Raw genomic sequence first — 24371 nt, 5'->3', positions numbered from 1 at the left:
GAGACGTATGGCTGAGTACAAGCCAACTATCAAAGCCCCGGGAAAATATGGCGATATCCTCTTCAGCACGCTGGTAAAACTGGCGGCGCTGGTCACGCTACTGCTCTTGGGAGGCATCATTGTTTCCCTGATTGTAGCGTCCTGGCCCAGCATCGAGAAGTTCGGTTTTGCCTTCTTGTGGACGAAAGAGTGGGATGCGCCCGCAGAACAGTTTGGTGCACTGGTGCCGATTTACGGTACCGTCGTGACCTCACTGATTGCACTCATTATTGCCATCCCGATTAGCTTCGGGATTGCGTTATTTCTGACCGAACTGGCACCCGCATGGTTGAAGCGCCCACTTGGCGTGGCGATTGAATTGCTGGCGGCCATACCGAGTATTGTTTACGGCATGTGGGGGCTGTTTATTTTCGCTCCGCTGTTTGCCGAATACTTCCAACAGCCAGTAGGCAACGTCCTGTCCGGCATTCCTATTGTGGGCGCACTGTTCTCTGGCCCGGCGTTCGGGATTGGTATTCTGGCGGCCGGCGTCATTCTGGCCATCATGATTATCCCGTATATTGCGGCGGTGATGCGTGATGTGTTTGAGCAAACGCCAGTCATGATGAAAGAGTCCGCTTACGGCATCGGCTGTACGACGTGGGAAGTGATCTGGCGCATTGTGCTGCCTTACACCAAAAACGGCGTGATCGGCGGGGTGATGTTGGGATTAGGGCGCGCCTTGGGGGAAACCATGGCGGTCACCTTTATCATCGGTAACACCTACCAGCTCGACAGCGCGTCGCTGTATATGCCTGGCAACAGTATTACCTCTGCGTTGGCGAACGAATTCGCCGAAGCGGAATCCGGCCTGCACACGGCGGCGCTGATGGAGCTGGGTCTGATTCTGTTTGTGATTACCTTTATTGTTCTGGCGTGTTCAAAGCTGATGGTGATGCGTCTGGCAAAAAATGAGGGGGCGCGCTAATGGCTACATTAGGCATAGAACAAGAAGCCGCACTGGCGCGCTCGCGGCGTAAAATGCAGGCCTGGCGTCGCCAGAAAAACCGCATTGCGCTGTTCTTATCCATGTCCACGATGGCATTTGGCCTGTTCTGGTTGATCTGGATTCTGTTCTCGACAGTGACCCGCGGTGTAGACGGTATGTCTCTGGCATTGTTTACCGAGATGACGCCGCCGCCGAATACGGCAGGTGGCGGACTGGCGAATGCCATCGTCGGGAGCGGATTGCTGATCCTGTGGGCGACGCTGCTGGGGACGCCGTTGGGCATTATGGCGGGTATCTATCTGGCGGAATACGGTCGTAAATCCTGGATCGCCGAAGTGATTCGTTTCATCAACGATATCCTGCTGTCAGCGCCTTCAATTGTGGTTGGCCTGTTTGTCTACACGCTGGTGGTGGCAAAGATGCAGCACTTCTCCGGCTGGGCGGGCGTGATTGCGCTGGCGCTGTTGCAGGTGCCGATTGTGATTCGTACCACCGAGAACATGCTAAAACTGGTGCCGGATAGCCTGCGTGAAGCGGCTTATGCGCTGGGTACGCCGAAATGGAAAATGATTTCTGCGATTACGCTGAAGGCTTCTGTATCGGGCATTATCACCGGGGTGTTGCTGGCTATCGCGCGTATTGCTGGGGAAACCGCACCGTTGCTGTTTACGTCGCTGTCGAATCAGTTCTGGAGCACGGATCTGATGCATCCGATTGCTAACCTGCCGGTCACCATATTCAAATTTGCCATGAGTCCGTTTGTGGAGTGGCAACAGTTGGCTTGGGCAGGGGTTCTGCTGATTACGCTGTGCGTTCTGCTGCTGAATATTCTGGCGCGTGTTATTTTCTCCGCGAAGAAGCATTGATTTGCTAAGAAATATTAGCTTGCTGAGAAACATTAAATAAATTCAAGGCGTTGCCAGTCAGCGCCAGGAAAAAGAGAGAAGTCTTGATGAGTATGGCAACTGAGACATCCAACAAAATCCAGGTACGCGATCTGAATTTCTATTACGGAAAATTCCATGCGTTGAAAAACATCACGCTGGATATTGCCGCGAATCAGGTTACTGCGTTTATCGGCCCGTCCGGCTGTGGCAAATCCACGCTGTTGCGTACGCTGAACAAAATGTACCAGCTCTATCCTGAGCAGCGTGCTGAAGGCGACATCCTGCTGGATGGCAATAACATCCTGACGGATAAGCAAGATATCGCCTTGCTGCGCGCCAAGGTTGGCATGGTTTTCCAGAAGCCGACGCCGTTCCCGATGTCCATTTACGATAACATCGCGTTTGGTGTTCGCCTGTTTGAAAAACTGTCTCGCGCCGATATGGATGAGCGTGTGCAGTGGGCGCTGACCAAAGCGGCGCTATGGCAAGAGACGAAAGATAAACTGCACCAGAGCGGCTACAGCCTGTCTGGTGGTCAACAGCAGCGTTTATGTATTGCACGCGGTATTGCGATCCGCCCGGATGTCTTGCTGCTGGATGAACCTTGTTCTGCGCTCGACCCCATTTCTACAGGCCGCATTGAAGAGCTGATCTCCGAGCTGAAAAAAGACTACACCGTGGTCATTGTGACTCACAACATGCAGCAGGCGGCGCGTTGTTCAGATCATACGGCGTTTATGTATTTGGGTGAGCTGATCGAGTTCAGCGATACTGATACCCTGTTTACTGCTCCACGGCAGAAACAGACTGAAGATTACATCACCGGCCGTTACGGTTGATTAGGAAGCATCATGGATAATCTGAATCTGAACAAACACATTTCCGGTCAGTTTAACGCCGAACTGGAACATATCCGCACGCAGGTCCTGACAATGGGCGGGCTGGTGGAGCAACAGCTGACTGACGCGATTACCGCGATGCATAATCAGGACGCGGAGCTGGCTCAGCAGGTCATCGAAGGCGATGCCAAAGTTAACATGATGGAAGTGGCGATTGATGAAGCCTGCGTGCGCATTATCGCGAAACGTCAGCCTACCGCGAGCGACTTGCGTCTGGTGATGGCGATCATCAAAACCATCTCTGAACTGGAACGTATCGGTGACGTGGCGGATAAAATCTGTCGCACCGCGCTGGAGAAATTCTCCCATCAGCATCAGCCGCTGCTGGTTAGCCTGGAATCATTAGGGCGCCATACCGTGCAAATGCTGCATGACGTGCTGGATGCTTTTGCCCGTATGGATCTGGACGAAGCGATTCGTATTTATCGCGAAGACAAGAAAGTGGATAAAGAGTACGAAGGCATTGTGCGTCAGCTGATGACTCACATGATGGAAGATTCCCGCACCATCCCAAGCGTACTGACCGCGCTGTTCTGCGCCCGTTCTATCGAGCGTATCGGTGACCGTTGCCAGAATATCTGCGAATTTATCTTCTACTTCGTCAAAGGTCAGGACTTCCGTCACCTCGGTGGCGATGCGCTGGAGAAGCTGCTGGCGCAGAAAGAGAAGAAAGAAGAAGAGTAAGCCCGTTCTTAGGCTTATCATGCTGACGCCCTGCTTGCAGGGCGTTATTTTTTATCACGATTTAGTTTTTATCAGGATAGTGAATCAGATCGTGGAAGCGAACAGTAGTATCGGCAGGGTTGTGGTAGCGGTGCTCTCTGTCGGCGGCAAAACGCAGGGCATCCCCCGCGGATAACAACTGTGTCTGCCCATCAACGGTCATCTCCAGTTGGCCCTCCAGCACAATAATATGCTCGATCACCCCGCTTTCATGCGCCGATGAGGTGCTACTGGCACCCGCTGCCAGCTCAATAACCAACATATCGAAACGCAGTTTTTCGTCGAAGGGGAAGATCGGCACAACGTGCATTCCCGCCTCATTTTCCCTGAATGCCGAACCTGCTCCCGAGCGATACGTCACGTCTTCATCTGTGAGCGTCGGTTCAATAAAGGTAGAGAACGCCACATTCATTCCGGTCGCAATTTTCCACAGGGTGGCAACCGTTGGGCTGGACTCGCCCCGCTCGATCTGGCCCAGCATTGCTTTGCTTACTCCCGTCTCTTCTGCCGCACGCGTGAGGCTCCAGCTTTTCTCTTGCCTTAACGTTTTCAAGGTATTGCCAATCCGGCGGGTTAGCTTATCAGACATCAAGGCTGCTCCTGCTTGTGCGCTATAGCGCACGCTGCTATGTTAACGCTTTCTGTGCGCTATAGCGCACGACAAGAGTGAAGGTATACCATGCCTGCGTCATTTGCGCTAAAAGATGTCAGCTTTTCGACCCTTATCGCCGGTTTTGTTGCAGTACTGGTGGGTTACACCAGTTCGGCCGCTATCATTTTTCAGGCGGCGGAAGCGGCGGGTGCCAGTGCGGTGCAGATCGGCGGCTGGTTAAGCATGCTGGGGATTGCCCAAGGGCTGGCGTCCATTAGCCTGTCGCTGTACTACCGTGCGCCGATACTGGCGGCCTGGTCAACACCAGGGGCGGCGTTGCTGGTCACCAGCCTGCCGGGGACGTCACTCAATGAAGCGATCGGCGTGTTCCTGTTTGCTTCCGCGCTTATCTTTATCTGCGGGATCACCGGCCTCTTTGCCCGCCTGATGAACATCATTCCGCAGGCCATTTCTGCCGCGATGCTGGCGGGGATTCTGCTGCGCTTTGGCGCGGATGCCTTTCTTTCCCTGCAACAGGATTTCTGGCTGGCTTTCACGATGTGCGTGACTTATTTGCTCAGCCGTAGGCTGTTGCCCCGTTTTGCCATTGTGCTGACATTATTTGCTGGCCTGCTGCTGGCCTTATTTCGAGGGCAAATTGCGGTCTCTGATTCACCGCTGGTATTCGCCGTACCGGCGTTTATTACGCCGCATTTTTCGTGGGCATCGTTGTTGGGCGTAGGTATTCCATTTTTCATTGTCACCATGGCATCGCAGAACGCACCGGGCATTGCCACGCTGAAAGCCGCTGGCTATCAGGTTCCCGTGTCGCCGCTGATTACCGTTACGGCATTAATTGCGTTGATATTGACGCCGTTCGGTGGCTTCTCCGTTTGTATCGCCGCGATTACCGCCGCGATCTGTATGGGATCGGATGTACACCCCGATCCGAAGAAACGCTATCTTGCCGCCGTCGCTGCTGGTGGGTTTTATCTGCTGGCGGGCGTTTTCGGTGGGTCTATCGGACAGCTTTTTACGGCGCTGCCGCAGCCGCTGATTCACGCTATCGCCGGTTTGGCGCTGCTCAGCACCATTTCGGGCAGTCTGTATCGTGCGTTGCTGGATGAACAACAGCGTGATGCCGCGGTAGTCACTTTCCTGATTACCGCCTCTGGATTGACGCTATGGGGAATCGGCGCGGCGTTTTGGGGACTGATTGGCGGGATGATGACCTGGCTGGTGCTGTCTGGAAGAAAAGCGGCGTTACGCTGAGTGAAGTAGGAAAATAGGCGAGTACCTAATGCTGTTCACTTAAACATGGATTTACTCGCCCAGTGCCTGTGCTCGCCCTGACGGGCTGCCACAAGTGGCATTTAAAATGCGTTTGCATTTTATAGGGGGAAACACGGTGATGAGGTTCCCGCAGGGATACCTCGCACCGTGGTAGCCCCCGGTATCTTGATCCTTAAACGATCGCGATTAGGCGAGCGCCTATCTTAAATTAATCCTCAACGGATAAGAGAACGCGGCTTTTTAGGTGTCGCGATTTTAGTTTCATTGATGAATGTCCCGCTACGATTTCGTCATCTTAATCACGGTGACATTCATGGACATTACCTCTACACAATCATTTGGCAGTACGAAAACCCAGTTTCGGGCCGCATTTTCCCTTTTTTTGGCATTAGCAACAGGGAAACACAAGCCGGATCGGCGCTGGGAAAGCGTTCACTGGCGTATAAAATATACCGCCCGAGTGATGCTTCACCCGCTGCTGACCATGAAATGGCTTAGTTTTATCGTTAATTATCCCGTGCAGGATATTTTTCGACGTGACGGAAATCAGCTGTACAGCAAGCTCCAGCGCCCTTACCTGATGGCGTCGCTACCGACACATCAAACCTGCGCGGCCTTAATGGATCATTACCGCTTTATCCAATCGTTGCCGTTACATCGCCAGCGCTTGTTATATGGTCAGAACGAGAGCGGTAACGTTCTGGCTCGTTTTCAGGGGAAAAGTGGTGAAAATTACACGCTTCGCCTGATGACTAACGATCAAATGTGTAAGGAAGGCGAACTTTCCCTGCAACTTGAGAGCAGCGAGCACGTGCTGGCACAGATGACATTCTCCATCCTGCGCATTGAAGGGGAAATGAGCCTGTTTGTCGGTGGTATCCAGGGGCCGGATGCACAAACGCCGCATCACGTTATTCAGGGCGCGACGCGAGATTGCCATAGTCTGTTTCCCAAACGCCTTCTTCTGGAAGGCCTGCTTAACTTGGCTCGAGGCCTTAATCTGGCGCACGTTGTCGCGGTCAGTAACGAAACGCATATCTATAAACACTGGCGCTATCGCAGTAAGAAACGCCATGTTTTTCTGGCCGACTACAATGCTTTCCTTTTCGCTCACGGCGGTCAATCGCTGCCTGATGGCAACATTGCGTTGCCGTTATCAATTCCGAGAAAGTCTGAACAGGACATTCCCAGCCGCAAACGGGCGGAATACCGCCGACGCTATGCGTTATTTGATGAGGTAGCCAGTCAGATTAATGACGTGCTTGGCGGTAGTTTGCCGCTTTCCATCAATCCACCAGAACGTACTTGAATCAGGATAATCTGCCAGAATACCGAAGTAACATAAGGTTATATTATAGCTGTTTATGTTATTTCCCGCGTTTTCACCCTGCTGATAGCCTGCTGTTAATACAGCGATAACTAAGGGGCAGGGAATGAAAAAGCAGATTTTGACAGTGACTTTATTGGCCGGATTGGCTTCCGTTTCTGGTGCTGCACAGGCAGATAAATTAGATGACATTCAGAAGGCGGGCGTGGTGAAAATTGCTGTCTTCGACAGCAACCCGCCGTTTGGCTATGTCGATCCGCAGAGCAAAAAGCTGGTGGGTTATGACGTGGATATCGCCGAGGCGATTGGTAAGGCGCTGGGCGTGAAGGTGGAGCTGCGCGCGACTAACCCGGCTAACCGTATTCCGCTGTTAAGTTCGCAGAAAGTCGATCTGATCGCTGCGAACTTCACCATTACCGATGAGCGTGCCAAGCAGGTTAACTTTAGTATTCCTTACTTCGCCACCGGGCAGAAATTCATCGCCCGTAAAGGCGTGCTGAAAACGCCGGACGACATCAAAACGCTGCGTATCGGCGCCGATAAAGGCACCGTGCAGGAAATTACCCTGCGTGAACACTACCCGACTGCCAAAGTGATTTCCTACGACGATACGCCGCTGGCCTTCGCTGCGCTGCGTAACGGCAACGTTCAGGCCATCACGCAGGATGATGCCAAGCTGGTCGGTTTGCTGGCGAACGTACCTGATGCCCAGAAGGCGGAGTTTGAAATCTCTCCGTTCAGCATCACCAAAGAGTATCAGGGCGTCGGGATTCCGAAGGGCGAAGAGCGCCTGACAGCGAAGATTAACGACACGCTGATTAACCTGGAAAAACAGGGCGAAGCGAAGACGATCTACGATCGCTGGTTTGGGCCAAGCACGAAATCGGCTCAGCCGCGCGGCGATTTCACCTTTGCCCCGTTGGATCAGCAGCCTAAATCCTGATAGCTGACATCTTCAGTGCGATGATCTTAGCCCTCTGCATGCAGAGGGCATTTCTATTTGTACCTCGTAATAATGACAAAGAGAGATAAACGCATGGATACGGCGCTGCAATCGATTGAGTCGTGGCTGTTGGCTCCTCAATACCTCATCTGGCTGTGGCACGGTTTCTTGATCACGCTGGGCATATCCCTGAGTACGATCGTCCTGTCTACGGTGCTGGGCTTTCTGTTGGCCGCAGCCAGAGACAGCCAGATTCGGCTGCTGAGCAGCATCGTTGTTGCTTACAGCTCGCTATTTCGTAATACGCCGCTGCTGGTGCAGCTGTTTTTCTGGTATTTCGGTGCCGGTCAGCTTTTTCCCTCAGAGATGATGCAATGGCTGAACACTCCGCATGTTCTTTCGCTATTGGGCATGACGTTAGCGTGGCCTTCTTTTGAGTTTCTGGCGGGCCTGGCCGGGCTGACGCTCTACTCCAGCGCGTTTATTGCCGAGGAAATTCGCGCCGGTATTCGCGGTGTGGCGCGAGGGCAGAAGTACGCGGCGCATGCTCTGGGGCTAACCGGTTGGCAATCCATGCGCTATGTGGTGCTGCCGCAGGCGCTAAAAATCGCTTTGCCACCGCTGCTGGGGCAATACATGAATATCGTTAAGAACTCGTCGTTGACGATGGCGATTGGCGTCGCTGAATTGTCCTACGCGTCGCGTCAGGTGGAGACGGAAACCTTACGCACGTTTCAGGCGTTTGGCGTGGCGACGGTGTTGTACATCGTGATTATTGCCGTAATGGAAGGTTGGGGCATGTGGCGTCAGCAGCGCAATCTGGCGGAGAGACACTGAGATGGATTTTACCGTTATCACCGATAACATCGGTTATTTGATGTGGGGAACGTTCCCGGATGGCCCGCTGGGTGGCGCGGCGCTGACACTGGTGATGAGTCTGCTGGCGGGCGTAGCCTCTGCTGTTCTGGGTACGATATTGGGCGTGGCGCTGGCGATGTCCCGAGGCGTATGGAGCGCGCTGTTGGCGATGGTGCTAGGGTTTTTCCGTGCGATTCCCGTCATCATGCTGATTTTCTGGACCTACTTTCTGCTGCCGATCGTTTTTGGCGTCGATATCCCTGAAATCACGACCGTGGTGTGTGCGCTGGCGCTTATCGCCTCGGCGTATCTGGCGCATGGCGTGAAAGCGGGCATTGTCGCGATTGGGCGCGGCCAGTGGCAGGCTGGACTCTCGCTGGGATTAAGCCGCTGGCAGGTGCTATGGCAGATAGTCCTGCCGCAGGCGCTGCGGATGATGGTGCCCTCTTTCATTAATCAGTGGATTTCCCTGATTAAAGACACTTCACTGGCCTACATTGTCGGCGTCGGCGAGCTGACGTTTCTCGCTACCCAGGTTAATAACCGCAGCATGGTCTACCCGATGGAGGTTTTCCTGTTTGTCGCGCTGGTCTACTTTGTGTTTTGCCTGTCATTGGAACTGCTGGCTAACCGGGTTAACGCCCGTTTTAACCAGCAGGAAAAGCAGCCGAAGCGCCGTTTGCTGTGGTGGCGGAATAAGCCTGCGTGAGACGAATACGGGTCACTGAAGCCTGTTATTAGGGGAAACACAGGGGGAGGTTCCCGTAGGGAGGCCTCACCCCTGTGGTCGCCCCGTGTATCTCGATGCTGCTACTGCTCGGTGATATTCCAGCCTTTTTCGCGCCAGATTTGCGGCAGTTCACGCATATCATCGAACATCGTGACCAGCGGATGATGAATCGGCTGATTGTGGGGATCGGCGCAGTAATAGAACACCGGAATGCCCGCCGCGATGCCAGCCTGTACGCCAGCGGCGGAGTCTTCAACCAAAATGCAGTGCTCAATCGGAAGCTGTAGCTGCTCGGCAGCGTGATACAGCACCGCGGGATCGGGCTTCCATTTTTTCAGATCGTAGCCGCTGTAGAGATGGTCGCCAAACAGATCGAGCATATGCGTCAGGCCGAGCGAATGCTGCATCTTGCTGACCGGGCCGTTAGAAACCACAGCCATCGGAACGGTGATGGACTGCACTAGCTCACGTGCGCCTTCGATCGGTTGCAGGGATTCATCGAACAGCCGTTTCACCTCTTGCCGGAAATGACGCTCCGCGTCTTCTACCGATACGGTTAAGCCATGCTGCTGGCTGATGCGGGCAATAATCTCGTACAGCTTCACGCCCTTGTAGGTTTTTATCACCTCCTCCAGCGATAAGTTCACCCCGTATGGGATGAAGATATTCACATAAGCCTGACAACACAGCACTTCGCTATCAACCAGCGTGCCATCACAGTCGAAGAAGACGCATTCAATACGTGGCATGACCAATCCTTATCGATGAAATATAAAGTCTTATTATCACTTTAGGGGAAACACGGTGATGAGGTTCCCGTAGGGACACCTCGCACCGTGGTCGCCCCGGTATCTCGGTTCTTAAACGATCAGAATGAGAAGGCGTTCCTTACTTTAACCAATTGACCCGATATTGCGACCTACAAAGCCATTTTTAGCGCTATCTTGCGTAAAATCAGGGGGATTTAACCGAGAGAAAACGATGACGTTAATAGGTTCTTCTTATTCGATGAAAAAAAACGTGGGATCAACGTAAAAACGTAGCGTTTTGTTATAGGATACCCGACGACAGTTATTCCCTTCTTTGGATTGTTACTCATGAATAAATCACAACCCGGTCTTGCTACCGAGCAGGGCCTGCTGGAGCGCGTGTTTAAACTTAAACAACACGGCACGACAGCACGTACGGAAACGATTGCCGGTTTCACGACGTTTTTGACGATGGTCTACATCGTTTTTGTTAACCCGCAGATTCTGGGTGCGGCGGGGATGGATACCAAAGCGGTCTTTGTGACCACCTGTCTGATTGCGGCATTCGGCAGTATTTTGATGGGGCTGCTGGCGAACCTGCCTGTGGCGCTGGCTCCAGCAATGGGGCTGAATGCGTTTTTCGCGTTTGTTGTTGTGGGAGCGATGGGGCTGCCATGGCAGGTTGCGATGGGTGCTATTTTCTGGGGCGCAATCGGTTTCCTGTTGCTGACCATCTTCCAGATTCGCTATTGGATGATCGCCAATATCCCGCTTAGCCTGCGTTTGGGGATCGCCAGCGGTATCGGGCTATTCATTGCCATGATGGGCCTGAAAAATGCCGGTATTATCGTTCCTAATCCTGAAACACTAGTGACAATTGGCAACCTGACGTCACACAGCGTGCTGCTGGGTGCGCTGGGCTTTTTCATTATTGTGGCGCTGGCTTCACGCAATATTCATGCTGCGGTGCTGATCTCCATTGTCGTGACCACCTCGATTGGCCTGCTGCTGGGTGATGTGAAGTTTGCTGGCGTGTTCTCTATGCCGCCGAGCGTAACGTCGGTGGTCGGTCAGGTTGATCTGGCGGGTGCGCTGAACCTCGGGATGTCCGGCATTATTTTCTCCTTCATGCTGGTTAACCTGTTTGACTCCTCCGGTACGCTGATTGGCGTGACGGATAAAGCCGGTCTGGTCGATGCGCGCGGTAAGTTCCCGCGTATGAAGCAGGCGCTATATGTTGATAGCGTTAGCTCTGTGGCCGGTTCGTTTATCGGCACCTCCTCCGTTACGGCGTATATTGAAAGCTCCTCTGGCGTGTCCGTCGGTGGGCGCACCGGTCTGACCGCCGTGGTGGTGGGTTTGCTGTTCCTGTTGGTGATCTTCCTGTCACCGCTGGCGGGTATGGTGCCTGCCTATGCGGCCGCGGGCGCACTGATTTACGTGGGCGTACTGATGACGTCCAGTCTGGCGCGTGTGAAGTGGGATGACTTGACGGAAGCCGTTCCGGCCTTTATTACCGCCGTGATGATGCCGTTCAGCTTCTCTATTACCGAGGGGATCGCGCTGGGCTTCATTTCTTACTGTGTAATGAAGTTAGCGACGGGACGCTGGCGTGAAATCAGCCCGTGTGTGGTTGTCGTTGCGCTGCTGTTCCTGCTGAAAATCGTGTTTATCGACGCGCATTAATCCGTTCGTGGCTCCGGGCTTTCCCGGAGCCTCAGCCTGCTACAAGGCGGCTGGCTACTGTGAGGCGGTAGAGGTAACTTTTTCTATCGTATGGCTGGTCAATTTCATATAGCGTAAAGACTGGCGCTGCTGCTGTAGAATTTCTCCCGATTTTCTCATGCCCGATGCCGATGTATATTTCCACATGATCAATCGGTTAAGTGTAGGGATATGGGCGCAGGCCCAGGCAAGATAATCATCAACATCGCTCATCACTTCTACGGCGGGGGTGCAGGTTGAACGCAGCCTGCCAGAGGCGGGGTGGAGTTTCAGGTTATTGGGAGGATGGCTGTTTACGCCAGGGATTTTCATCAATGACTGGCGAATGGTGCATAGCTGCGTTGCCGCTTCCAGCGGGTCGTGCTGAGCGTCGATCCACGCCTGTTCGGCCTGAGTTTGCGCCTGCATCTGTGGAATAGCCTGATTCGTTGGCCTGACATGAACGATTTCGATATCCATACCCACACTGCCTTCTTCGCTCAGGAGGATGGCGATGGTATTGCCTGCATAGCCGATGCTGAAATTGGGCATATTGGGATCGGCAAAATAAGGGCGTCCTTCAGGGGACACCAGCAGCGTGGGTAACAGCGGATAGCCGAAAAAATAGAACATCATCTCAGCCAGCAGCACGCGACTTTTCAGATAACGCTCACGGCGTTTGGCTGAAAAACCCTGTGTTGATGAGATGAGCCTATCGGGCAATCTTTGTAAGTCAGGAAGCGCTTCCGTGCTTGTCCACCTGACAAAATGGCAGGTCATTGTTCACTCCGTGATCGTGATAAAAGATGGGAACCTATCAGGCATTACCAATGCATATTATCAGACTAATATGTGATCTAAAGAAAAATCGATGGATAAATCGGCGATAATTATTAATTAGGCACAACGAATTTTCTGCATCGTGTGTTTTGTGGCGATCCTTCCCTGCCCGCCACCTTCCAGTCTGTTTTAATGGCTCGGCCACCCTAGTGCGGAACGCCGCTGTTTTTCCAGCGTCTGCTTGCGCAGCTCATCTGCGGTCACTAATCGCAGCGCCGATGTCGGGCACACGCTAACGCAGGAAGGGCTCTGGGCGACATCCGCGCACAAATCACATTTGTGAACCTCGCTTTGCGTGAGGTGCGCTTCTCCCTCATCATTCGACGCTTTCGTCACCACATTGATGGCCCCAAAGGGACAGGCGACGACACAGCTTTTGCAGCCGATGCAGCGGGACTGAATAACCTGAATACTATCCCGATCGCGCACCAGCGCGTCATTTGGGCACACGCTGGCACAGGGCGCATTCTCACACTGCCGGCACAGAACGGGTACGCTGACGCTGGCGCTTTTTACGACCTTCAGGCGGGGAAAGAAGTGAGAAGGCCGCAATTGCGCACTTTGACCACCGCTATGGGCGACTGCGCAGGCAATCTCGCAGGTCCGGCAGCCGATACATTTTTCTGCTTCGGCGATAACAAATTGATTCATGAGCGGAGCTCCTCGCAGGTTGCGTGCGTTTCGGGACGCTGCGGGTGTGCGGGAATGGCACCCGTGACGGCGGTCAGCCCCATCGTCGCAATCATTCCCAATGCGGCTTTGCGCCCGTCGGCAATGGCGGTTACCACCAGATCGGCACCGCGTACGGCATCGCCGCCAGCAAAAATACGCGGATGGTTGGTCTGGCAGGGGATCTGACTATTTAGGGGGGCCGTGATGTAGCCCCAGTTATCCAGACCGATCTCGGCCTCTTCCAGCCACGGCATGCTGTGCGACTGGAAGCCAAATGCGGTTATCACGGCTTCCGCAGGTTGCACAAATTCTGATCCGGGAATAGGGCGCGGACGGCGACGGCCGCTGGCGTCAGGCTCGCCCAGTTCGGTGCGAACCAGGCTAATCCCGCATACTTCGCCCTGTTCATTGAGGCAGATTTTTTGTGGCTGGACGTTAAACATGAACTCCACGCCTTCTTCACGGGAGTTTTTCACCTCTTTTTTCGAGCCCGGCATGTTGGCTTCATCGCGACGATACGCGCAGGTGACGGATACCGCACCTTGTCGAACGGATGTGCGCAGGCAGTCCATTGCGGTATCTCCACCGCCGAGCACCACGACGCGTTTGCCCGCCATCGAGATATAAGGCTCGTCGTCTAATTCAGGCAGTCCCATGACGTGCTTGGTATTGGCAATCAGGAAAGGGAGCGCATCGAAGACGCCGGGAGCCTCTTCATTATCAATGTTAGCCTTCATGGAGCGGTAGGTGCCTACGCCGAGGAAAACGGTGTCATAGTCATCCAGAAGCTGAGCCAGAGAAATATCTTTCCCCACTTCGGTATTCAGCCGGAATTCGATTCCCATCGCGCTGAATACTTCACGGCGATGAATCAGCACCTCTTTATCCAGTTTGAACGACGGGATCCCGAATGTGAGCAGCCCACCAATTTCCGGGTGGCGGTCGAACACGACAGCCTGCACGCCGTTGCGCGCCAGCACATCGGCGCAGGCTAACCCTGCCGGGCCAGCACCGACGATCGCCGCGCGTTTGCCGCTGGGAACGACACGCGTCATATCGGGCGACCAGCCCATGGCCATTGCGGTATCGGTAATGTAGCGCTCAACGTTGCCGATGGTGATGGCGCCGTACTCTTTACCCAGCGTACAGGCTCCTTCGCATAGCCGATCCTGTGGGCACACCCGGCCGCAGATTTCCGGCAGGCTGCTGGTTTGGTGTGATAACTCGACGGCTTCAAGAATCCGCCCTTGCTTCGCCAGACTCAGCAGTTCAGGAATATTGTTATGCAGCGGGCAGGTCCACTCGCAGATCGCGCGTTTTCCGCAGGAAAGGCAGCGGTCAGCCTGATCTTCCGTCTGCTGCACGGAGAAGCCATGATAGATTTCATCAAACGTGGAGGTTCTCTGGGTCAGCGGCTTTTTCTCGGCATCCCGGCGCGGCCAGTTTTTCCTTTTACTGAGTGGATTGGTCGTCAGCGCTTTCAGCACGGGCGTTTCACGCTGCCAGTAGGAGGCTGAACGCTGCGCCATCATCTGCTGTTTTTCCTGACGGCGGGCTGCCAACGTTTGTTCGCTGACTAACTGCAAGGCTTGCGTCGGGCAGGCTTCTACACACGCTTGCCCTTCGGGACGATCGGCGCAGAGATCGCATTTATGGGCGACGGTGCTATTGTCCACGGGGTTTGTCACCATGGACATCGCGCCGAACGGGCACGCCAGTACACAGCTTTTACAGCCAATGCACTTTTCCTGAACGAGCTGAATGCTATTGTCTTTTCTGATCAAGGCCTGCGTTGGACACACGCTGGCGCAGGGGGCATCCTCACAGTGACGGCAGGTCACGGCAGCTCGCAGCGTTGGCGTATTGAATGCCTTGATTCTGGGCTGAAACACCGTGGTGCTATCTGGATACTGCTCATCATTGTGTGAAATGACGCAGGCGATTTCGCATGCATGGCACCCCATACAGTCTTGAGTACTGGCAATAACAAATCGGTTCATTACCTTCTCCCACCCTGGATCCCTCGATCGTGGCCTTTATCCTAATAGCTGGATAACACCCTGACCTTGATATAGAGCAGGTAAAAAGTCGGTTAATGTTAAATCTCACGCGTGTTATTAATGAAATTATTGAATCGTTTCAGTTAGTTGTAATGTTATGTGAAAGTAATGGCATGGTTGCATATAACCTTGTTTTTTATCCGGTTTACAGCGATTTATTTCAGGTAAAAATTCTGGTTTTTATTATTTTTGCTAATTTTCCCATGAAATAACTCGTTACTTTTCCTTACGCCCCTCATAATGTCGAGCGCTATTTAAACGCAGCAAAACTGTGTTGCAGCTAAATAACGTTTTTACGGCATTTTCATTATGAATCAATAACAGGGCTTTGCTCAGGGTTAATGGATTGTCACTAAGGGATAGTGTTATGAATAAAAAAGTCGTTCTTTGTTCTGTATTCATGTCAGCAGCGTTATTGAGCGGATGTGCTACAGAGTCTTCCCGTACCGTAGAAGCACAAAAAGTGACTTCTTACAGTACGCCTTATCAGGGCGTTCGCAGCCCGATTTCCGTCGGAAAATTTGAAAACCGCTCTAATTACATGAACGGAATTTTTTCTGATGGAGTTGACCGTTTAGGTAATCAATCCAAGACCATTCTTGTGAGCCATCTTCAGCAGAGCGGCCGCTTTAATGTGTTGGATCGTACCAATATGGAAGAGCTGAAAGCAGAAGCGGGTATTAAAGGGCAAACGCAGACGCTGAAAGGCGCTAGCTATGTTGTTACCGGCGATGTGACCGAGTTTGGTCGCAAAGAAGTGGGTGACCATCAACTGTGGGGCATCCTTGGTCGCGGAAAAACACAGGTTGCTTACGCAAAAACTACGTTGAACGTGGTGAACGTGCAAACGTCTGAAGTGGTGTATTCCGTACAAGGTGCCGGTGAGTACACCTTGTCCAACCGTGAAATTATCGGTTTCGGTGGTACGGCCAGCTATGACTCTACGCTGAACGGTAAAGTGCTGGATTTGGCTATTCGTGAAGCCGTCAATAATCTGGTTGCGGGAATTGAAAGTGGTGCCTGGCGCCCAGCGAACTAATGGAATAGGAATATAACCATGTTATCTCATAAGAAAATTGTCCTGCTGCTTGCAGCGACAGTGCTGGCTGGTTGTGCGTCTCAGCCAAAAACCATTTACAGCTGGGAAAAATATCAGCCGGCTCTTTACGATTACTATCAACAAGATAAAGTCGGCCCTGAGCAGCAAATTCTTGCTTTGAATGAATCGATCGAAAAAGCGAAAGCCGCCAATAAACCTGTCCCGCCGGGACTCTATGCTCAACTTGGGTTGCTGTATGCCAACACTGGCCGTGATAGCGAAGCTCGCCAACAGTTTGAAACTGAAAAAGCGAAATTCCCTGAATCAGCACCTTTTATGGACTTTCTGTTGAGTAAAAATAAAGGGAGCATTAAATGAATCGTTTTTTAGGATTATGTGGTCTGGTTTTTGCGCTGGTGCTGACCGGTTGTGCTAAACCCGTTCCCTATGACTACACGGCATTTAAGCAGAGTAAACCTAAGTCTATTCTGGTATTGCCGCCGGTTAACCATTCGCCGGATGTGAAAGCGAGCTATAGCCTGCTTTCACAAGTTACCTACCCGCTGGCGGAATCCGGTTATTACGTCTTGCCTGTCGCTGTCGTAGACGAAACGTTCAAACAGAATGGTCTGTCGACTGCGGCGGATATTCATGCGCTGAGTACGGCGAAGCTGCACCAAATCTTTGGTGCTGATGCTGCACTGTATTTGGACGTAAAAGAATACGGCACGTCATACATCGTGATTAGCAGCGAAACCCGCGTTTCTGCGGATGCACGTCTGGTTGATCTGCGTACCGGAAAACTGCTGTGGAGCGGAAGTGCAACGGCGTCCAGCAACGAACAGCAATCAAATTCTAACGGCGGCATCATCGGTGCGCTGGTGCAGGCTGCGGTGAGCCAGATTGCGGACACGATCTCCGACAAAGGCCATGATGTTGCTGGCGTGACCAGCACGCGCCTGCTGGCGGCGGGCCATCCACGCGGTATGCTGTACGGGCCTCGCTCATTGCAATACGGTAAAGAAACGTACTAATCCGTTATGTAGTACGTTGCCAAATCGCCATTACCAACGCCGTTCGTCATTGAACGGCGTTTTTTATCGTCTTAGCCTATGGCGCTATACATCAGCGGCCTGATGACGATGTTGTTTATTATGGCGCGTTGCCCAGACGAAGGCTGAGGTCAACAGTAAAATCAACGTTGCCGCTGCCAGCACGGTGGAAAATCCGGAATCAAAGGCGGAATGTGCCTGTGCGGTAAGAATGCGCTGCATATTTTCCGGTAAGGATTCGGCAAAAATTAATGCCTCGTCCAGGCTGTCATAGGCGGTGTCCGGTGCGGTAAACCCTGCGGGCAACATAAACGTTGCAGAATAAGCGAAAGACAGCAAACTGCCCATCAGCGTCACGCCCGTCGCGCCCCCTAATTCATAGGACACTTCTTCGATTGAGGCTGCCATACCCGCTTTTGACGCCGGAGCAACCTGCATAATGGTGCTCGATGCGGCCGTCATGGTGGAGCCCACACCTGCGCCAATAATGGTCAGGCTGATGATTTGTATCATGGTGGGCGCATTGTGGAGCAGCAGATAACTTCCCATTCCGAGTCCCGAAATCAACAGGCCAGCGGCTAGCATTGTCCCGCTATTCACGCGCGGCAGCATTCTTCCGGTCAGCGGGCCAGAGATAAAGGAAGCCAATGACAGCGGTAAAATGAACAGGCCGGCCTGTAGCGGAGACAGCCCAACGACTAGCTGTAGTCGCTGGGTGAAAGCCAGCTCCATACCGATCAATGCGGCCGCTGCTACAATAGCTGCGGCTACGGCGGCGCTGAAAGGCCGCAGGCGGAAGAGAGAGAAATCGACCAGAGGATGCTTGCTGTTACGCTGGCGCCGAACGAACAGGATAATGAACGCCACGCCGATCAGCAGCGCGATTAGCGCATCTGCATAAGACGGAACCCGTTTGCCCAGCTCTTTTATGGCATAGGTTACACCAATCAAACCAACCATAATCAATAGAGAACCAAAGAAGTCCCAGCGGTGTGAAGCATTACCCGGCCGGTGTGGAATGACGGTGACTCCCATGATGAGCGCAAGCAGAACGACCGGTACATTAATGAGGAAAACCGAGCCCCACCAGAAGTATTCAAGCAATATCCCGCCCATGACGGGGCCAAACGCGGCACCGCCGGATGCCACCGCTGCCCAGATGCCAATCGCCAGTGCGCGTTCCCGTTCATCAGAAAAGGTCAGACGGATAATGGAGAGCGTGGCGGGCATCATCATTGCCGCACCCACTGCCAGCAAAGCACGGGCGGCGATGAGCATATGGGGAGTGGGTGAATAAGCGGCGAACAATGACGCGGTGCCGAATACGACCAGCCCGGAAATAAATAATGGTTTATGGCCCAGCTTATCACCCAACGTGCCCATTCCCAGCAGCAAGCCGGAGGCAACCAACGCGTAGATATTCACGATCCACAGCTTGTCCGATGCCGTGGCATGCAAGTCGTGAGTCAGTGTCGGGAGTGCGGTGTACAGTACCGTCATGTCAATAACAATCAGGAACAGTGCACTGGAAACAATGGCCAGAATCAGCCACTTTTTTGGTGATTGCATAACAGGATCTCTGCCTCGATCTTCCATTTTTCATCTGTTGGATAGCGTTCTGATGATATAGAATTGCTTTTTAAATACAAACGTATTTTAAATCGGGGAAGGTATGGGGCGTAATAAGAGCATTAATCGTGCAGGCGTGTTGGATGCGGCGGAACAGATCGTTCACACACAGGGCATTGCCTCGTTGACGATTGATGCGGTCGCCAAAGCCGCGGGCGTGACAAAAGGCGGTATTCAGTCGTGCTTCGGGACGAAAGACGAGTTGATTAGTGCCATGTATCAGCGCTGGGAAGATGAGTTTGATGAGATGACAGCCGCGTGCATCGGTGCGGATGATAGTCAGGAGGCCAGAGTACGTGCGCATGTTGACGTCACGTATCGAACGGATGCCGCAGAAGGCGATCGCGCGGCGGGTATGATGGCTTCATTGCTGAACATGCCCGAGCATCTTGCTAAATCACAGGCGTGGTATGACCGCCAGTTGGCCGGGCTTGACCTGAATTCCCAGGAAGGGCGAGATGCTCGGCTGGCGTTTCTGGCATCCGAAGGGGCATTCCTGCTGCGCTATTTTGGCTTTATGGCGGTCGATGACGAAACCTGGAAAGCTATTTTCACTGACATTTCCCGCCTACTGCCCGATCGCGCGCCCTCCTGAACAAGAACCTCTATTCTGGAGGCGCAGGGTTTGATTGATGATCTGATGATGTCTGGTTTGATGGATTATTGTTCGCTGGCCTGCTGTGCCGCCATGATCTCGTCCAGATTCCCTTCGACCCATATCGCCAACTCTTTTACCCGCTTGCCAACCTCTTTGCCTAATGGCGTCAGACTATACTCAACGTGTGGTGGGACAACCGGATAGGCCGTTCGCAGGACAAAACCATCACTTTCCAGCCATTGCAGGGTCTGCGCCAGCATGCGCTCGCTCACGCCGCCAATCCGTCGACGCAGTTGACTAAAGCGATGCGTATCATCAAGTAATGCAATCAAAATCAGCACGCCCCAACGGCTGGTGACGTGATTAAGTATCTGGCGAGAGGGACATTTCTCAGCGAAGACATTGCCGGTTGGCAGAATGGGCGGCAATAAATCGATGGGCGTTTGGGATTGACTCACTATACTTACCTTTATGTATGTACTTACTTAAAGTTAGCTTTGCCGATATTATGCCAGCCACTACCCGTAAGTAAAAGATGGTTAATAAAAGACAGTCAATAAAAGGAGCTTGAGATGATTGCTGTTACTGGTGCATCAGGCCAACTGGGCCGCTTGGTTATCGCACAACTGTTAGAGAAGGTTCCGGCGAGCGACATCGTGGCGCTGGTGCGTGATGTTAATAAAGTTGCCGATCTGTCGGCAAAAGGCGTGCAGGTGAAAGCAGCGGATTACAATCAGCCAGAAGCACTGGCTTCCGCGCTGCAAGGTGTGGATAAGGTGCTGCTGATCTCTTCAAGCGAAGTGGGTCAGCGTGCTGCGCAACACCGCAACGTCATTGAAGCCGCAGTGAAAGCTGGCGTGAAACTGGTTGCGTACACCAGCCTGCTGCACGCGGATAAGTCCCCTCTGGCGCTGGCGGAAGAACACCGTCAAACGGAGGCCTTGCTGAAGGACTCTGGTTTACCGCATGTCCTGCTGCGCAATGGCTGGTATACCGAAAACTACGCGGCCAGCATCCCTGCGGCGCTGGAACACGGTGTATTTATCGGTAGCGCAGGCGAGGGGAAAATTGCCTCTGCAACGCGCGAAGACTTCGCGGCCGCGGCTGTCGCAGTTCTGACGCAGGAAGGACAGGCTGGCAAGGTTTACGAACTGGCTGGTGACGAGCCTTATACGTTGGCGGAACTGGCTGCTGAAATTAGCAAACAGTCTGGCAAAAATATCGGTTATCAAAACCTGTCCGAAGCGGAGTTCACCGCTGCACTGGTTTCAGCCGGACTACCTGATGTTTTCGCGCAGATTATTGCGGATTCAGACACCGGTGCATCCAAAGGCGGTCTGTTTGATGGCGGTAAACAGCTGAGCCGCCTGATTGGTCGCCCAACGACGCCGCTGTCAGCCGTAGTGAAAGCAACGCTGAAGTAAGAAAGCAAATGAAGCACCGAGGGAAAAATGCCTGAACGTGCACGCTATGTAAGTGAGTGTTCACATTAACGGTTATTCCCTTTTTTACTGGAGCATCGCCGCTTAAGCGGCGATGCTCCGTTGTTTATCAGGATGTCGCGCCGGTTTTTTGTGGGTCACGACGAAAGTTGAGCCATGTTTTTGAGGTAATCCATTTACTGGCTGGCAGCTCAACGAATTTATACAACAGCCAGGCACCTAAAAGGCTCAGCACCATTCCGGCAACAACCAATAAAATCGCCTCAGGGACATCATATTTAGCACCGTCAGCCCATACCATAATGAGTTTTAGCACTAAGAAGTGAATCATATAGAACCCAAAAGAGAGATTACCTAGCCATTGCATGGGTTTGGTATGTAAAAAAGAGCGACGTTGATTGATGTCACTAACGGTTAGTGAACCAATTACGAGTAGTAAAGGGATGAGTGTAACCAGATTGAAACTGAATTGAAGCGGTATAAAGAGATCAATAAAATATGTTACAGCGGTTAATATTAGGCTGGCTGTAATTGATATGGGGACCCATTTACCTTCCTGAATAACGCGTGATAGTAACATACCAATAATAAGCTCAGGCAGGCGGGTAAGAGGGAAGGTATAAGAGAGCCACCAGCGACTTTCACTAATCAATAATGACCACCCTTCAATATAGGGCGTTGCGGATGTATATAGGGCGATAATAATTTGTGTGACAATCATAATCAGGTATAAAAACCCTATGGATGTCCACAAATGAGCGGTAGGGATTGCTCTAATAACTCTCTGTAAAAAGGGAAATAATAGGTAGAAAAAAACTATCGTGCATAGAAACCAACTGGGTATATTTCCCCCGATGTAATTTTCCCCATCAGGCAGCCAGGTTTGTATCAGCAAGGCATTAGGTAACCAAATATCAACCCTGCTGATATTAATCAATCCTGTCGCAACAAGTAGTAACATGACGATAATATTAACCGGATATATTCTGGCAAATTTCTTCTTATAGAAAGTAAGCGTGTTGCCAACTGGTTTTGATGACCAATTCATGACAAATCCGCTTAGTATAAAAAAGAAAGAGACGCTGACCCAGCCTGATTTGCTAAGGAAGAATGCATAGGCAGTATTGATTGCTGGATCAGAAAATGGGCTGAGCATGTTGTCTAACGACGTATGAAAAAGATAGACGAAGAGAGCCAGAATCATGCGTATCCCGTTCAGCGATGGCAGGTTGGGGGAAACGGTTTTTGCTACTATTGGGACATCTTGCGTTGCGCTGTGAGAATATAGTCCCCCAGCGTTATTGGTCGTGTTACTATTCATTATCCACCTCATAGTTAAAATATAACATCAACAAAAAAATAAAATGCTACGGCTATAGATAACGTCTAAATACCAGGTGTTGTAATGAAAATAAAATTTATCCAATGACAATATTGTTGTTAAATTTCAATGTAAAACCATGCCAGTGAAAAGGAATATTTCACGGGCGTTTTTAACTCGCGCCATTTTTATTTTATTTAAAATCAATCATGTGATCGTGAGAGTCAGGCTAATCATCCAATATAAAAGGATAGCCAGTTAATGATTGCTATGTCTTTCGGTTATTCTAGCGTTTTTTATATTAATCATTATGTTGATGACAGATGGTGTCATGAATGCCACCAGGCTATTGATAGTCAATTCAATCATCGGAAACGGCAAGGGGATAGAGGATATTCTTATTATGAGTAATGCTTTTTTGTATTATTGATTAATACAACACATTTTATTTTTTATCAAATTTTTTGTTAAAAAAATGATAATTTATTTAATGACGTCGGACTCAGGGCTATAAGGTGAGCAGATTTTCGGGCTGTTGCGCAGTGAATTGATGTCGACGGCTAGTGGTGTAAAGAGCCACTGACTGCTTAGCGTAGCAGCCAGTGGCGTAGCACGGGTCGATTAGAATAAATTAATCGTTATTTCCCAATACAGAAGCTCGAAAAGATACGGCCTAGCAGGTCGTCAGAGGTGAATTCGCCAGTGATTTCACTCAGGGCCTGCTGTGCCAGCCGCAGTTCTTCTGCCAGCAGTTCGCCCGCGTAGGCGCTGACCAGCTGTTCTTTGCCCTGAGTCAGGTGCTGGGCTGCCAGTTCTAGCGCTTGCAGGTGGCGACGTCGTGCCAGGAAACCGCCTTCCGTGTTGCTGGTGAAACCCATCGTTTGCTTAAGATGGTCGCGCAGCGTATCCACGCCTTCACCCGTGCGGGCGGAAAGACGGATAAGTGAGTGAGTGTTCACATCCTCGAGGCCGAGCGTTTCGCCAGTGATGTCAGCTTTGTTACGCACTACCGTAATCGGCAGTGTTTTTGGCAGGCGCGCCATAAATTCTGGCCAGATCTGCTCAGGCTCAGTCGCCTGCGTGGTGGTGCCGTCTACCATGAATAGTACGCGATCGGCCTGCTCGATTTCCTGCCAGGCGCGCTCAATACCAATGCGTTCGACTTCGTCGCTGGCATCGCGTAGCCCGGCGGTGTCGATGATATGTAGCGGCATGCCGTCGATGTGGATGTGCTCGCGTAGTACGTCACGCGTGGTTCCTGCGATATCTGTCACAATCGCGGCTTCACGACCTGCTAATGCATTGAGTAGGCTAGATTTACCCGCATTAGGACGACCTGCGATCACGACCTTCATTCCTTCACGCAGCAGGCTACCCTGATGGGCTTCGGCTCTGACGGCATCCAGATCGGCCATTACGCCATTGAGCTGTGCTTCAATTTTACCATCGGAGAGAAAATCGATCTCTTCATCCGGGAAGTCGATGGCAGCCTCGACGTAGATTCTCAGGTGAGTAAGTGCTTCCACTAACTGATTTATCCGGGTGGAGAATACGCCTTGCAGAGAGTTCAGCGCTGAGCGAGCGGCCTGTTCCGAACTGGCATCAATCAGATCGGCAATAGCTTCCGCCTGAGCGAGATCGAGTTTGTCGTTCAGGAAGGCGCGTTCCGAGAATTCGCCGGGGCGTGCAATGCGCACGTTGGGTAGCGTCAAAATGCGTTGCAGGAGCAAATCAAGAATAACCGGACCGCCGTGCCCCTGAAGCTCCAGCACATCTTCGCCGGTAAAGGAGTTTGGGCCGGGAAACCAGAGGGCGATGCCCTGATCGAGCATGGTGCCGTTGGTATCACGGAACGGCAGATAATCGGCGTGACGTGGTTTGGGAAGCTTACCCAGAACGGCATGCGCCACTTCGGTGGCCGCCTGTCCTGAAATGCGCAAAATACCCACGCCTCCGCGTCCCGGTGGCGTGGCTTGGGCGACGATGGTGTCGGTATTACTCATGATATTCTCTCTGCATTAATGC

Annotated in this window: 24 protein-coding genes; 15 read left to right on the top strand and 9 right to left on the bottom strand. The window is 52.2% G+C overall.

From position 1 onward, the window contains the following. Positions 1-7: 7 nt before the first annotated feature. From pstC to phoU, 4 genes are all read left to right on the top strand, one after another. Positions 8-967, top strand: coding sequence for a phosphate ABC transporter permease PstC (pstC, locus tag R9X49_RS18250; RefSeq protein ID WP_015842338.1), 960 nt, complete (start codon positions 8-10; stop codon positions 965-967). Then, a complete protein-coding gene (pstA, locus tag R9X49_RS18245) occupies positions 967-1854 on the top strand; it encodes a phosphate ABC transporter permease PstA (protein WP_319849758.1) in 888 nt (295 codons plus the stop codon). The genes pstC and pstA overlap by 1 nt, the downstream gene beginning before the upstream one ends. 86 nt (positions 1855-1940) lie before the next feature. Then, entirely contained in the window at positions 1941-2714 is a 774-nt protein-coding gene (pstB, locus tag R9X49_RS18240) for a phosphate ABC transporter ATP-binding protein PstB (RefSeq protein WP_010681437.1), read from the top strand. A 12-nt stretch (positions 2715-2726) separates the two neighbouring features. After that, complete coding sequence (phoU, locus tag R9X49_RS18235; RefSeq protein ID WP_015842340.1) at positions 2727-3458, top strand: phosphate signaling complex protein PhoU; 732 nt, start codon at positions 2727-2729, stop codon at positions 3456-3458. A gap of 61 nt (positions 3459-3519) precedes the next feature. Here phoU and R9X49_RS18230 read toward each other — a convergent pair whose 3' ends face one another. After that, positions 3520-4086: an XRE family transcriptional regulator gene (locus R9X49_RS18230; protein ID WP_319849757.1), complete on the bottom strand. Its 567-nt coding sequence runs from the start codon at positions 4084-4086 to the stop codon at positions 3520-3522. A 90-nt stretch (positions 4087-4176) separates the two neighbouring features. On the opposite strand from R9X49_RS18230, the gene R9X49_RS18225 reads away from it, so the two are divergent. The 5 genes from R9X49_RS18225 to R9X49_RS18205 all read left to right on the top strand — a co-directional run bounded on the left by R9X49_RS18225 (position 4177) and on the right by R9X49_RS18205 (position 9219). Beyond that, positions 4177-5361 (top strand): benzoate/H(+) symporter BenE family transporter, encoded by a 1185-nt coding sequence (locus tag R9X49_RS18225; protein WP_319849756.1) that lies wholly within the window; start codon positions 4177-4179, stop codon positions 5359-5361. Positions 5362-5695: 334 nt separating this feature from the next. Further along, positions 5696-6691, top strand: a complete 996-nt coding sequence (locus tag R9X49_RS18220; protein ID WP_319849755.1) for a VirK/YbjX family protein — start codon at positions 5696-5698, stop codon at positions 6689-6691. A 124-nt stretch (positions 6692-6815) separates the two neighbouring features. Continuing rightward, positions 6816-7652 carry an ABC transporter substrate-binding protein gene (locus tag R9X49_RS18215; RefSeq protein WP_319849753.1) on the top strand — a complete coding sequence of 279 codons (837 nt, stop codon included), beginning with the start codon at positions 6816-6818 and terminating at the stop codon, positions 7650-7652. A gap of 93 nt (positions 7653-7745) precedes the next feature. Further along, positions 7746-8489 (top strand): amino acid ABC transporter permease, encoded by a 744-nt coding sequence (locus R9X49_RS18210; RefSeq protein WP_319849752.1) that lies wholly within the window; start codon positions 7746-7748, stop codon positions 8487-8489. A gap of 1 nt (position 8490) precedes the next feature. After that, a complete protein-coding gene (locus tag R9X49_RS18205; RefSeq protein WP_319849751.1) occupies positions 8491-9219 on the top strand; it encodes an amino acid ABC transporter permease in 729 nt (242 codons plus the stop codon). 101 nt (positions 9220-9320) lie between these two features. Here R9X49_RS18205 and yieH read toward each other — a convergent pair whose 3' ends face one another. Next, positions 9321-9989, bottom strand: a complete 669-nt coding sequence (gene yieH, locus R9X49_RS18200) for a 6-phosphogluconate phosphatase (RefSeq protein ID WP_319849750.1) — start codon at positions 9987-9989, stop codon at positions 9321-9323. Between the two features lie 348 nt (positions 9990-10337). Here yieH and R9X49_RS18195 point away from each other — a divergent pair, with 348 nt between their 5' ends. Further along, positions 10338-11675 carry an NCS2 family permease gene (locus R9X49_RS18195; protein ID WP_015842348.1) on the top strand — a complete coding sequence of 446 codons (1338 nt, stop codon included), beginning with the start codon at positions 10338-10340 and terminating at the stop codon, positions 11673-11675. Between the two features lie 54 nt (positions 11676-11729). Here the strand turns inward: R9X49_RS18195 and R9X49_RS18190 are convergent, their stop codons facing one another. From R9X49_RS18190 to aegA, 3 genes are all read right to left on the bottom strand, one after another. Further along, the gene (locus R9X49_RS18190) at positions 11730-12473 is read right to left on the bottom strand and encodes a hypothetical protein (protein WP_319849749.1); all 744 of its coding nucleotides are present in this window, start codon (positions 12471-12473) and stop codon (positions 11730-11732) included. 189 nt (positions 12474-12662) lie between these two features. After that, positions 12663-13184, bottom strand: a complete 522-nt coding sequence (locus tag R9X49_RS18185; protein WP_319849748.1) for a 4Fe-4S dicluster domain-containing protein — start codon at positions 13182-13184, stop codon at positions 12663-12665. Then, complete coding sequence (gene aegA, locus R9X49_RS18180; protein ID WP_319849747.1) at positions 13181-15205, bottom strand: formate-dependent uric acid utilization protein AegA; 2025 nt, start codon at positions 15203-15205, stop codon at positions 13181-13183. Before aegA ends, R9X49_RS18185 begins: the two co-directional genes overlap by 4 nt. Positions 15206-15632: 427 nt before the next feature. Between aegA and R9X49_RS18175 the strand changes: the two genes are divergently transcribed. The 3 genes from R9X49_RS18175 to R9X49_RS18165 are packed head-to-tail and all read left to right on the top strand — an operon-like array spanning position 15633 to position 17338. Then, positions 15633-16304, top strand: a complete 672-nt coding sequence (locus R9X49_RS18175; protein ID WP_039363695.1) for a CsgG/HfaB family protein — start codon at positions 15633-15635, stop codon at positions 16302-16304. 18 nt (positions 16305-16322) lie between these two features. After that, a complete protein-coding gene (locus R9X49_RS18170; RefSeq protein WP_015842353.1) occupies positions 16323-16682 on the top strand; it encodes a DUF4810 domain-containing protein in 360 nt (119 codons plus the stop codon). Continuing rightward, on the top strand, positions 16679-17338 hold the full coding sequence (locus R9X49_RS18165) for a DUF799 domain-containing protein (protein ID WP_319849746.1): 660 nt from the start codon (positions 16679-16681) through the stop codon (positions 17336-17338). Before R9X49_RS18170 ends, R9X49_RS18165 begins: the two co-directional genes overlap by 4 nt. Positions 17339-17422: 84 nt before the next feature. Here R9X49_RS18165 and R9X49_RS18160 read toward each other — a convergent pair whose 3' ends face one another. Next, positions 17423-18925: an MFS transporter gene (locus R9X49_RS18160; protein WP_319849745.1), complete on the bottom strand. Its 1503-nt coding sequence runs from the start codon at positions 18923-18925 to the stop codon at positions 17423-17425. Between the two features lie 103 nt (positions 18926-19028). On the opposite strand from R9X49_RS18160, the gene R9X49_RS18155 reads away from it, so the two are divergent. Continuing rightward, positions 19029-19580 (top strand): TetR/AcrR family transcriptional regulator, encoded by a 552-nt coding sequence (locus tag R9X49_RS18155; protein WP_319849743.1) that lies wholly within the window; start codon positions 19029-19031, stop codon positions 19578-19580. Between the two features lie 65 nt (positions 19581-19645). On the opposite strand, the gene R9X49_RS18150 is transcribed toward R9X49_RS18155, so the two are convergent. Beyond that, positions 19646-20041, bottom strand: coding sequence for a winged helix-turn-helix transcriptional regulator (locus tag R9X49_RS18150; protein ID WP_413775896.1), 396 nt, complete (start codon positions 20039-20041; stop codon positions 19646-19648). Between the two features lie 114 nt (positions 20042-20155). On the opposite strand from R9X49_RS18150, the gene R9X49_RS18145 reads away from it, so the two are divergent. Further along, positions 20156-21007: an SDR family oxidoreductase gene (locus R9X49_RS18145; protein WP_319849742.1), complete on the top strand. Its 852-nt coding sequence runs from the start codon at positions 20156-20158 to the stop codon at positions 21005-21007. A gap of 127 nt (positions 21008-21134) precedes the next feature. On the opposite strand, the gene R9X49_RS18140 is transcribed toward R9X49_RS18145, so the two are convergent. Together R9X49_RS18140 and mnmE are read right to left on the bottom strand one after the other, a co-directional pair. Then, the gene (locus R9X49_RS18140; RefSeq protein ID WP_319849741.1) at positions 21135-22346 is read right to left on the bottom strand and encodes an acyltransferase; all 1212 of its coding nucleotides are present in this window, start codon (positions 22344-22346) and stop codon (positions 21135-21137) included. A gap of 638 nt (positions 22347-22984) precedes the next feature. After that, complete coding sequence (mnmE, locus tag R9X49_RS18135) at positions 22985-24349, bottom strand: tRNA uridine-5-carboxymethylaminomethyl(34) synthesis GTPase MnmE (RefSeq protein ID WP_319849740.1); 1365 nt, start codon at positions 24347-24349, stop codon at positions 22985-22987. Between the last annotated feature and the right edge of the window lie 22 nt (positions 24350-24371).

The organism is Pectobacterium carotovorum (genome assembly GCF_033898505.1).
Classification (GTDB): domain Bacteria; phylum Pseudomonadota; class Gammaproteobacteria; order Enterobacterales; family Enterobacteriaceae; genus Pectobacterium; species Pectobacterium carotovorum_J.
Note: the sequence above shows the minus strand (reverse complement) of the source record. Positions and strands in the feature narration are given on the sequence as shown.